Annotated in this window: 13 protein-coding genes; 2 read left to right on the top strand and 11 right to left on the bottom strand. The window is 45.5% G+C overall.

All coding sequences use genetic code 11. The features are described 5' to 3' along the window. Window positions 1-143: 143 nt before the first annotated feature. The 5 genes from HY877_08035 to HY877_08015 all read right to left on the bottom strand — a co-directional run bounded on the left by HY877_08035 (window position 144) and on the right by HY877_08015 (window position 3,454). Complete coding sequence (locus tag HY877_08035; GenBank protein MBI5300221.1) at window positions 144-473, bottom strand: SCP2 sterol-binding domain-containing protein; 330 nt, start codon at window positions 471-473, stop codon at window positions 144-146. Between the two features lie 188 nt (window positions 474-661). Beyond that, window positions 662-934, bottom strand: a complete 273-nt coding sequence (locus HY877_08030) for a DUF2752 domain-containing protein (GenBank protein MBI5300220.1) — start codon at window positions 932-934, stop codon at window positions 662-664. Next, complete coding sequence (locus tag HY877_08025; protein MBI5300219.1) at window positions 935-1,324, bottom strand: DUF4870 domain-containing protein; 390 nt, start codon at window positions 1,322-1,324, stop codon at window positions 935-937. A gap of 53 nt (window positions 1,325-1,377) precedes the next feature. Next, entirely contained in the window at window positions 1,378-3,123 is a 1,746-nt protein-coding gene (locus HY877_08020; GenBank protein MBI5300218.1) for a long-chain fatty acid--CoA ligase, read from the bottom strand. Continuing rightward, window positions 3,050-3,454: a hypothetical protein gene (locus HY877_08015; GenBank protein ID MBI5300217.1), complete on the bottom strand. Its 405-nt coding sequence runs from the start codon at window positions 3,452-3,454 to the stop codon at window positions 3,050-3,052. The genes HY877_08020 and HY877_08015 overlap by 74 nt, the downstream gene beginning before the upstream one ends. A 266-nt stretch (window positions 3,455-3,720) precedes the next feature. Between HY877_08015 and HY877_08010 the strand changes: the two genes are divergently transcribed. Then, complete coding sequence (locus HY877_08010; GenBank protein ID MBI5300216.1) at window positions 3,721-4,830, top strand: hypothetical protein; 1,110 nt, start codon at window positions 3,721-3,723, stop codon at window positions 4,828-4,830. 3 nt (window positions 4,831-4,833) lie between these two features. Here HY877_08010 and HY877_08005 read toward each other — a convergent pair whose 3' ends face one another. The 3 genes from HY877_08005 to HY877_07995 all read right to left on the bottom strand — a co-directional run bounded on the left by HY877_08005 (window position 4,834) and on the right by HY877_07995 (window position 6,152). Continuing rightward, window positions 4,834-5,433, bottom strand: a complete 600-nt coding sequence (locus tag HY877_08005; protein ID MBI5300215.1) for an HNH endonuclease — start codon at window positions 5,431-5,433, stop codon at window positions 4,834-4,836. Continuing rightward, a complete protein-coding gene (gene rimI, locus HY877_08000) occupies window positions 5,427-5,897 on the bottom strand; it encodes a ribosomal protein S18-alanine N-acetyltransferase (GenBank protein MBI5300214.1) in 471 nt (156 codons plus the stop codon). The genes HY877_08005 and rimI overlap by 7 nt, the downstream gene beginning before the upstream one ends. 84 nt (window positions 5,898-5,981) lie before the next feature. Then, window positions 5,982-6,152, bottom strand: a complete 171-nt coding sequence (locus HY877_07995) for a hypothetical protein (protein MBI5300213.1) — start codon at window positions 6,150-6,152, stop codon at window positions 5,982-5,984. Window positions 6,153-6,261: 109 nt separating this feature from the next. Here HY877_07995 and HY877_07990 point away from each other — a divergent pair, with 109 nt between their 5' ends. Then, window positions 6,262-7,431, top strand: a complete 1,170-nt coding sequence (locus HY877_07990; protein ID MBI5300212.1) for an ATP-binding protein — start codon at window positions 6,262-6,264, stop codon at window positions 7,429-7,431. Between the two features lie 7 nt (window positions 7,432-7,438). Here the strand turns inward: HY877_07990 and eno are convergent, their stop codons facing one another. From eno to HY877_07975, 3 genes are all read right to left on the bottom strand, one after another. Next, window positions 7,439-8,731, bottom strand: a complete 1,293-nt coding sequence (eno, locus tag HY877_07985; protein MBI5300211.1) for a phosphopyruvate hydratase — start codon at window positions 8,729-8,731, stop codon at window positions 7,439-7,441. A gap of 71 nt (window positions 8,732-8,802) precedes the next feature. Further along, on the bottom strand, window positions 8,803-9,354 hold the full coding sequence (locus HY877_07980; protein ID MBI5300210.1) for a hypothetical protein: 552 nt from the start codon (window positions 9,352-9,354) through the stop codon (window positions 8,803-8,805). Next, window positions 9,332-9,940 (bottom strand): hypothetical protein, encoded by a 609-nt coding sequence (locus tag HY877_07975; protein MBI5300209.1) that lies wholly within the window; start codon window positions 9,938-9,940, stop codon window positions 9,332-9,334. Before HY877_07975 ends, HY877_07980 begins: the two co-directional genes overlap by 23 nt. Window positions 9,941-10,131: the final 191 nt, after the last annotated feature.

Raw genomic sequence — 10,131 nt, 5'->3', positions numbered from 1 at the left:
TCTGTTTTCTGTCCTCTGTCCTCTGTCTTCTGTCTTCTGTCTTCTGTCTTCTGTCTTCTGTCTTCTGTCTTCTGTCTTCTGTCTTCTGTCTTCTGTCTTCTGTCTTCTGACCTCTGACCTCTGCCCTCTGCCCTCTGCTTCTCTCAAACCAATATCTGACCCAGTTTAATCGCGAGCCCCATATCCCCTTTGACTTTTAGTTTTCCACCCAAAAAAGCCATTTGAGGATTTAGGCCGCCGTTGGCAAGTTTTACAAAATCTTCCTCGCTCATGGTCACTTCCACTTTCGCCCCTTCTGTTCCCCCTTGAGCCAAGACGGCGGGTTCTTTGGAACAATCAAGCGTCCAATCGCCGGGCTGAGTGCCGGTAATATGAAACACAACCAGCGCACCGATTGCTTTTGCTTTACTGGGATCTGTTTTTATTTTTGTTGCGATTTTTTCTTCGAAGACCTGCTTTGCATTCTCGTACATTGTCCTTCCTCCTTTATTCAGGGTGCGTGACAAAATGATCTTCTACTGCAAATTCGCCCTTTGGGCTACAACTTCGTCGGATTTCACAAAAAGTCCTCGACGTACATTTCAGGTACGCCTCCGGGCTTTTTGTTCATCCTCCTCGTTTCGCTCCAAAGGATCGAATTTTCGTAACGAACATCATTTTGTCACGCACCCTTGATAAAAAATCCGATAATCCATGGAATCAAAAAACCGGCCAATACACCATGCGAAACTATCTGGCGGCTCCTATTGGAAAGTTGCAATTTATGCCACCACCAAAAATTAAGCACCGCAACAACCAGCACAATACCCATCGGGTGAAAAATAATACTTTGTTGAATATGTCCTTGCAACAGTTCGGAAACAGATCGCCCCAGTTTACAACCGGGGCAATCGATTCCGAAAACATTTTGAACGAAACACCAACTCCAAAACACCTAAACGCCTGCCTTTTGGGCCGCCATATCTCCAATGACGGGAATTCTCCAGCGCTCTCCCTGATAGGCTTTGACCAAACAGATCACCCACAAAACAAGGGCCGCCAACCAAACAATGGGGATGAGGAAACCCAGAATCAGTCCACCAAGAAAATCGGCAAGATGACCCAAAATAATTCCCAAAACATTGAGAACAATGTTCAAGAGAATCATGCCGGCTCCAAAAAAAGTTCCCTGCCACGCATGGAAGCGGACATCTTTATTTTCTTTTTCGATCAGCAGAAAAATAATGCTCGTGATGGGAGCACAGATATAACACAAAAGACTGGCGATATTTGGCGTAAGACCCGTCCCGCCACCTCCACTACTCGTTTGACCTCCTGCCTTCATAAATTCCCCCTTTCAGGACCATGGACAATAGACCATGGACCATAGACTAACGGCTACAGTTCGTTATTATAAAATCCATCCAAAATTGTTTTGTATTTTTCAACGACGGTCTTTCTTTTTATTTTCATTGTCGGAGTCAGCTCTCCTGTTTCTATGGAAAAACCGGTGTCCAATATAGCAAATTTTCTGATTGTTTCAAATGGAGAAAGGGTCTTATTCCTCTCCTCAATCTCCTGATAAACCAACTCCGTGATTTGATCATTACGAGCCAAATCCTGACGTGACGAAAAAGGGATATTGTGGGTCTTCGCGTAGTCCTCCGCCGCATCCCAATTGAGAGTCACCAAAGCCGACAAAAATTTCTGCCGGTCTCCATAAACCATAATCTGCTGAATATAGCGACTCTGTTGCATCAGATTTTCAATATTTTGCGGTGCAATTATCTTTCCACCGGAAGTTTTGATGATATCTTTCTTCCGGTCGGTAATTCTTAAAAATCCGTCTTTGCTGAATTCGCCGATGTCGCCGGTCAAAAACCAGCCATCTTTATCAAAAGCGACTTCTGTTTCCGACTTAAGATTCAGATAACCGGCAAAAACGGTGTCTCCTTTCACACAAATCTCCCCGTCATCTGCAATTTTGATGCGAACTCCCTCAAGAGGTTTTCCAACCGTTCCAAACCGGAAATCGTCGGGACGGTTGATGGCCATCGCCGCGAATGTTTCCGTCAAACCATACCCTTCCACAACTAAAATGCCGAGGGCATGAAAAAAGCGGGAAATTTCTTTATCCAACGGCGCTCCGCCGGAGACAAAAATTTTGACTCTTCCGCCAAAAGCTTTTTTAACTTTTCTGTAAACCAGAATATTGGCACAACCACGGCGTAAGTGACTCCACAGACCATCGGAATGGTTCATGCCGACATCAAGACTCCAATTGAAAAGCTTTTGCAGTGATTTGGAAGACTGGTGCACCTTGTTTAAAATCTTTTCATGCACTTTTTCATATAATCTGGGAACACCGGCCATAAAATGGGGTCGGATCTCTCTTAAATTGACCGGAATCATATCCATGTTTTCGGCATAAGCGGTCTGACAACCTTGCCCCAGATGAAAAAACTGCATCGCCCGCGCAATCACATGGGCCAAGGGCAAACACATAAATCCTATTTCAGAAGGCGTAAAATGAAACACCTCTTGCAGTCCCTGCACCTCCGCCAAAATGTTTCGATGGGTGATGATGCAACCTTTCGGCGGACCCGTAGTCCCGGAGGTATAAATATAACTTGCGGCATGAACCAGTTGAATCGCTTTCAAATTTTCATCGTAAAGATTGACCGGCAAACTCTTCCCTTTTTCACGCAACATTTCCAAATTGATAAATCCCTGAGCTTCTCCTTGAATCAGCACAATTGGAAAAAGGGCCTCTTTCAAATAGGGTTTCAAACGTTCCCACTGAAAAACATCCTCCACAATCAGCAAGGAAACCTTGGCATCCTTCAAAATGTAAGCGACCTGATCCGCGGCCAAAGTGGGATAAATGGGAACGGTAATAGCTTGATTAGCCAGAATGGATAAATCAAGAAGCGTCCATTCCATGCGCGTTTGGCTCAATATCGCCGCCGCCCCACCCGGTTTCAGCCCCAAAGCCGCCAAGCCAAGAGTATAACGCCGCACCGTTTCTTCAGCATCAAACCAGCTCAGATTTTTCCATGTATTTTTTTCTTTATAATGAAAACAGGGAGTAACTCCCAAACGAAGAGCATTGCGGCGAAAAAGTGTAAGGATCGATTCGGCCATGAACGGCGCGAAATATAATCATTTTTAGAGTGATGTCTAGGATGAAACTGTCTCCACTCTTCATATGCAATCGGGTGGGCAAAGCATCTAAAAAAAGACGCGATATTTTTTGGGTCAACGCGTTAGACTCCGCATCCGCCAAAAAACTGGCGGATACTTCGCGTTCCAGCAAAGCTGGAACTTGACACAAATTCGCTCGACTCTCAGCGATTTTTTGCTTTTGATCCCGATAAGGTAAAAATCGCTTCCGAGACGCTTTTTTTAGATGCTTTGCCCACCCGATTGCAAGCAGGGTTTCAAATGAAGTATTTTTAAAAATAATTTTAAGCAATTTGTAATCTTGCTGTTGATTTCCTTTGGCGTGAAGGTTTTCTGGGGTCTGTCGGAGCTCCTTCCATCGATGGATATAATGCCGGAAGGAGCGAGACAGAAGGGGCGTTTGGCCGCCGTAACGGCCAAACGACCCCGTCCCCAGAAAACCTTCACGCAAAAGGAAATCAATACTCTGATAAGAATGACGCGGCTTGTCAACTTTGTGCGTCTTGACCACACAACTTTTTTCGCTATTAGCCGAAGACCATACAGGGTAGCAAAATCATGCGTTTTTCTATTTTGATCATCGTATCTCTTTTGTTGCTGGGCACAGGGTGCAATACTGCTCCGATGCAGTTTGTTTCTTGGCAACAGCAGATGTTTGACCAAACTCCCATTACCGGAAGTCAAACCAAAATCATTTCCTTGCGGAATGAAAGTCCTACGGAAAATCAGAAACTGTTAGGTGTCGGGTTTGACGGCAGTGCTAAAGGAGATGGAAATTTTCAAATCGATAAAGTTTCTGTCGGAGATCGTGTCGTCGGATTAAAAGATATTATTGTTCCTCCCCAAAGTTCTCTGAATATTCAAATCACTTATCATCCACGCAATCTGGAAACAACTCAGGCCGATTTTGGCGGATGGGTCACGGGCGAAAAACCCCGTTTTGTTCCCTATAAACCCGGAGAAGAACCAGCAGAGAAGGACTTTTCCGTGGCAATTCATCGCGCAGTTTTTCTGGCGGTCTATGACATTCCCAAAGCGGGGATCACACAAATAGAACTTGTCGGAAACGCGGTTGTTGGTCCTCAAGGGGAGATTGCGCTTCCGGAAGCAGGCTCAGGTCCTTGCGAAGCGGGTGGTGGTGTGGGGTGTTTTACGGGTGATTTTTCAATCGATATCCCAAAGTTTTTTTCAAAGGGCGGACAGGCCCTTCCTCTTTCAGGTCCGATTCGTTTCGGTGTAGCCGATGGCAAAGCAACTTTACGCATGGAAGATCTGCCGCCGATTTTATTTCCGCTCAAAGGAAATGGTCCGGGAGAACCGCTGGAAGGACAACCGGTAAGCGCCGTTACAATTATTATCAAAGGCATGTCCGGAAGTGAAGCGACAGGAACATTTGATGGAAGCCGCATTGAATTGCAAAACGTGGGTGTGCGCGTGCAGGTGGTGGTAGGCGAGCTTGATCCAAAAGATATTGTGAACATTTCACCGCTCGTTGATTTTAATGTGGATAAATTGATGATGATCACGGAAGAACCGTTCACGGATGGCAACATCACACTGAAAATTGATACCACTCTTTCCCAAAATCCATCCGGCAATCCTCTCTTCGACGAATTTCTAGGCAACGCCGAAATCATCGTCCGCTTCAAAGGCCGCCTAGCTCTATAAAATTTAAGGTTCTAGCTCTACGTTCCAATAACTGAAATCAACGATATTGAGAAAGGGCCTCCATGCATGGTGGAGGTTTGGTTTGGTAAGCAAAAGAGAAAAGGGAAAAGTGTTGGGACGATAAGGAGAGCGTGCCAGCCGCAAACCGGCTTCTTTGGGAAGCATGCCTCCTTTTTTAAAATTACATTCGTGGCAACTTGTCACAACATTGTCCCACGTTGTTTTTCCGCCACGGGAACGCGGAACGACATGATCCAAATTGAGACGGCTTCTTTTCAAACGCCGGGCGCAATATTGGCAGGTGTAATTATCGCGAATCATAATATTGAGTCGTGAAAAACGAACCTCACGTTTTGGAAGCCGGTCAAACGCGGTTAAAAGAATCACGCGCGGAATACGAATTGTGCGCCCCACGAGCCCCATCATTTCATCTTGATGCACAGCCTCGGAGAGTTCCGCCCAACTGCGAAAATCAAATGTCTGGTATTGTTCATCCACCGCTTTGGCAACGCCGCGGTATAAGAGACAAAAGGCACGTTTAACGGAAGTGATGTGGACTGGCAAAAAGGAGCGATTCAAAACCAAGACGGCCGTGTTTAGCATACGGGAATAATTTTAGGCATTCTCCTGTAAAAAATCAAGGCATCTTCTTGATTGTCCTGATAATACTTTTTTCGGCGATCGAACAGAGAAAATTCAAAATTTTCATATAATTTGATAGCCGCAACATTGGAAGGACGCACCATCAGAAAAATATTTTCTACATTTTCTTCGCTCCCCTTCTCCAAAAAAAACTCCATCAACTTTTTTCCAATACCTTGATCATGAAAAGAAGGATCTACGGCAATGTTATAAAGTTCCGCCTCCTCACCAACAACTTGTGTTATGAAATAGCCGACAATTTTTTCGTCCCACACGGCAACATAAAACCAAAACTCCGACCACCGCGCGCAATCCAAAAAAGATTGTCGAGACCAAGGCGTGGTAAAAACTTTTTGCTCAATCTCGCAAATCGCATCAAGATCCTGAATTTGAAAGGGGCGTATGGAAACCCGCAAAATTGTCATTAATTTGACTCCCAAAGTGATAAAAAAGGTTGAAAAACACCCAGACCAGACCATACCAGAGCGTCGCAAGTCATTGTTTTTTCGTCAACCCGATTTTGCAAAACCCTTGGCATGGGGTTTGCGCTGTTCAAGCCTGTCGAAAGGAAGACTTATGAGAGCCATCACAAGAATCCTTCTATTTTCAGTCATCGTTTCTTTGGAAATTTTGGGCGCCTCGGATTGCCCGGCTTGTAATTGAACGAAAATACCTTTCACCCAACTATAAAAAAGTCGTGACTTTTTTACAGTGGGGTGCTACCTTCATGACATGCTAAGAAGATACTTGGAAGGCCCAATCTCCATACATCTCAAAGAGTTACGCCAGATGATCTTTCTGATTGGTCCCAGACAGGTCGGCAAAACGACACTCGCGAAGTCAATGATTCCTGATCTAAAACCCGGTTTTAATTATTTCAATTGGGACTTGACCTCGGACAGAAAATTTTTGGCCACACAATTGTTCCCCGGAAAAATCAATCTTAAGGAGCCGGGGCGCGGCGTATTGGTCTTCGATGAAATCCACAAATACCCACGATGGAAAAACACGCTCAAGGGGCTTTTCGACAGCAACGAACCCGACACGCATTGGATCATCACTGGAAGCGCCGCACTCAACGTTTATCGCAAGGGACAGGATTCACTCCTTGGGCGGAGTTTCCTATATCTGCTCTGTCCCTTTTCCGTCGCCGAAATCACCGGTTCTCCCGTCATCCAATCCGACCCCACGGCCCATTTGTTGAATCTAAAAATGTCCAAACCGGACAACGAGACACAGGAAGCCTTTGATAGCTTGATGCGATTCGGCGGATTTCCTGAACCCTTTTTGAAGGCGACGGAATCTTTTCTCGCAAGATGGCGCACCTCCCGCCTTGAAAGACTTATCAATCAGGATTTGGGCATGACCGAACATCTGAAGCATCTTCCAATTTTGGAACAACTCATGTTTTTGCTTCCTGAAAGAGTTGGAAGTCCGCTTTCACTAAACAGTCTTCGCGAGGATCTTGAAATCCACCATGCCACGGCAAAACACTGGATAGAGCTTTTGGAGCGCGTTTTCTACGGCTTCGCCGTTCGTCCCTACACGGGAAAACTTTCTAGAGCACTGAAAAAAGAACCCAAATGGTATCTGTGGGACTGGAGCGAAATCGCCGATAAGGGGAAGCGTTTTGAAAATATGATGGCCGTCCATTTGATGAAATTCGTCCAGTACATTAACAACATGGGACTCGGAAATCTCTCACTGCACTACGTAAAGGATAAAGAAAAAAGAGAGGCTGATTTCCTTATTGTGAATGAAAAAAAACCGGTTTTGCTTATCGAATGCAAATCAAAAATCAAAACGGTGTCCGAATCCCTGCGGTATTTTGCTCATCATTTGCGCGTCCCGCGGGTTATGCAACTCTCCATGGATTCACAAGAATCATGGCTGACGGAGGACAAAAGCATAAAAAGAGAAGTAGCCTCCGCGGCGACCTTCCTGAAACAATTGATCTGACTTTCGATTATTTTTTGATGCATTCTTTCCCGGCATACTTCACTTTGGGGCCCAGCTCTTCTTCAATTCTTAACAATTGGTTGTATTTGGCGAGGCGGTCGGTGCGACAGAGCGAACCGGTTTTGATTTGGCCTGCCGCCGTGCCGACGGCAAGGTCTGCAATCGTCGTGTCTTCGGTTTCTCCGGAACGGTGCGAAATGACTGTGGCGAAACCGGCCTCTTTCGCCAAACGAATGCAGTCGAGTGTTTCAGTCAGTGTTCCCACTTGATTGAGTTTGATCAAAATCGCGTTCGCTGATTTTGTTTCCACTCCTTTTTTCAGACGTTCCGTTTGTGTGACAAAAAGATCATCTCCCACAATCTGCACCTTGCTTCCCAAAACTTTTGTCAATTGTTGCCAACCGGTCCAATCTTCTTCCGCCAAACCATCTTCAATCGAACAGATCGGATATTTTGCAACCAGCTTCACATACCATTCGACCAATTCTTGCGAAGTTTTTTGAGAACTCTTCTCCGTTTTCAAATGATAGGATCCCTTTTCAAAAAAAGAAGATGAGGCGACATCCAAAGCAATCCAGATATCTTTTCCTGCTTTATAACCGGCGGTTTCAATTGCATCCACCAAAAGATCAAGGGCGGCTTCATTGGAAACAAGATGAGGCGCAAACCCGCCTTCATCTCCCACTGCCGTGCTAAGTTTTTTCTCCTTCAAAATTTTCTTGAGGGTGTGAAAAATTTCGGCGCCCATACGAAGCGCTTCACTAAAACTTGGCGCACCGGCGGGAACGATCATGAATTCCTGAATATCGAGATTATTATCGGCGTGTACTCCGCCATTTAAAACATTCATCAGAGGGACCGGAATTGAAAAAACTGTTTGAGTACCAAAAAGATCGCGAAAATAGGAATAGAGCGGTTTGCTACGCACTTGCGCCGCGGCCTTTGCCGCCGCCAATGAAACCGCGAGAATGGCGTTGGCACCCAGACGGGATTTGTTGGGAGTTCCATCCAGCTCCAAGAGACGTTTATCAACAATCTGCTGTCCGGTAACGGTAACTCCTTTAAGCGCCCCGCAAATGGTGGTATTGATAATATCCATGGCATTCAAAACACCCCGACCCAAATAGCGCTTGGGATCGCTGTCCCTCAACTCCACCGCTTCGTAGAGACCGGTTGAAGCACCGGAGGGAACCGCCGCGCGCCCCAGAATATGCCCTTCCACCCAGCAATCCGCCTCAACCGTGGGATTGCCACGAGAATCCAAAATTTCACGCGCTTTAATGTCAATGATTTTTGCCATGATTTGAATTGTTCCCTATAACGCCTGAAAAAATAAAAGCAAGAATACAAAAACCGAAAAAACAGTGATAATCACTCTGTTGCGGTTTTGATTTGGCGTTTGAGGATTTCAAAATTTCGCCGGATCCGGGTAGCATCCTGCCTTAAACTTTTCTTTCCATACTCCGGCAAAATTTCCTGATAAAAATTCACGAATTTTTCCCACTCAATTTTGCCGTTTTGGAGAAGAGCTCCAATATCCTCAAAATCAACCTCTGTTCCCCTCTCCATCTTGCTCAAAGCCATCGAGTAAAGGTCAAAATGAAACACGTTGACAGAACCGAATGTCCCCACATAGGGAGACCGCTCTCTCCAACCTTTTGGAAGGGGAATGAAATCGGCGGGATTTGCTTCTTCAATATTGAGATGCAAGTCCTCCTTGAGGCGGCGAATAACTTCGATCAATTTTTGGTGGTGATCATCGTCCACTTCCAAAGCAAGATCAATATCAATGGTCTGCTCCCTGAATCCGAAGAAGACAAGCGAAGTCCCCCCCACAAGATAAATTTTGCAGGGAAAGCGAACTTCCTTTCCAACGGATTGCAGAAACTGACGAATTTTTTCAGGACTGACAGGCTCTCTCACAAAATTTTTCCTCCTCCAAGAGAAGACGAATCAGCGCATCGAAACTCGCCTTGTAATTATAGGGTTCGTGGATGTGTCCCTGCAGGGCCTCCTCCAAAGCGCCAAGGCCCAAACGACCATGAAGTAGAACCGGTTCCGGAAGTCCCAGTTCTTGGGAAAAATAATCCGGAAGTAAACCATTTCCAAAATGAGCCAGTTGACGTCTCCAAAGACGCTGAAGATAGACAGCCGCTGTGTAGAGATATCTAAGCATCTGACGCTGTCCTTCCTCCAAAAGCGGTAGGGCATCAAGAACGGCTGATGCCTTTTCGGAATGAACAAGAAAAAAAGCCGTCACCCCAAGTTTCAATCGCGTCGAGTCTGACTGAATTAACCTTGTCAGCAAATCAGAGAGTTCGAGAGAAAACCCCATCGTCGGAGTAAAAGGGGTTGACAAATAGGGAACTCCCCATTGATTGAGTGCGGCAATAGCCTGAATTTCTTTTTCTTTCACCTTCACTCCTTTTATTTTCAAACTAGCATGGTTGGAAAATGCGGTCAATAAACCGAAGACACCCCCTCGCACTGTCAAAATTCCGTCATTCATTTTGATAATTTCAGTAAAAAAACACCCAGATTTGACCAGAATGTAGCCGCTACTTTCTGGTTAAGTCCTTGATTTTTCGTCAATCTGATTTGGAAAAGCCTGGGTGTAAGTCTTAAAAGTTCAGATTTTTTATCCCGCCGCCCGATTCTCCCAAAATTCTTCCCACCGGCCACTGATTTGGCAACAGCGTA

The organism is Deltaproteobacteria bacterium (assembly GCA_016213065.1).
GTDB lineage: Bacteria > UBA10199 > UBA10199 > SPLOWO2-01-44-7 > SPLOWO2-01-44-7 > JACRBV01.
The sequence above is the reverse complement of the archived record's forward strand: the minus strand, read 5'-3'. Positions and strand labels throughout refer to the sequence as shown.

Bases quoted from the DNA above. Each gene is read 5' to 3' on its own strand.
- HY877_08035 (MBI5300221.1), bottom strand. From the start codon at position 473: ATGTACGAGAATGCAAAGCAGGTCTTCGAAGAAAAAATCGCAACAAAA.
- HY877_08025 (MBI5300219.1), bottom strand. From the start codon at position 1,324: ATGAAGGCAGGAGGTCAAACGAGTAGTGGAGGTGGCGGGACGGGTCTT.
- HY877_08020 (MBI5300218.1), bottom strand. From the start codon at position 3,123: ATGGCCGAATCGATCCTTACACTTTTTCGCCGCAATGCTCTTCGTTTG.
- HY877_08010 (MBI5300216.1), top strand. From the start codon at position 3,721: ATGCGTTTTTCTATTTTGATCATCGTATCTCTTTTGTTGCTGGGCACA.
- HY877_08005 (MBI5300215.1), bottom strand. From the start codon at position 5,433: ATGCTAAACACGGCCGTCTTGGTTTTGAATCGCTCCTTTTTGCCAGTC.
- rimI (MBI5300214.1), bottom strand. From the start codon at position 5,897: ATGACAATTTTGCGGGTTTCCATACGCCCCTTTCAAATTCAGGATCTT.
- HY877_07990 (MBI5300212.1), top strand. From the start codon at position 6,262: ATGATCTTTCTGATTGGTCCCAGACAGGTCGGCAAAACGACACTCGCG.
- eno (MBI5300211.1), bottom strand. From the start codon at position 8,731: ATGGCAAAAATCATTGACATTAAAGCGCGTGAAATTTTGGATTCTCGT.
- HY877_07975 (MBI5300209.1), bottom strand. From the start codon at position 9,940: ATGAATGACGGAATTTTGACAGTGCGAGGGGGTGTCTTCGGTTTATTG.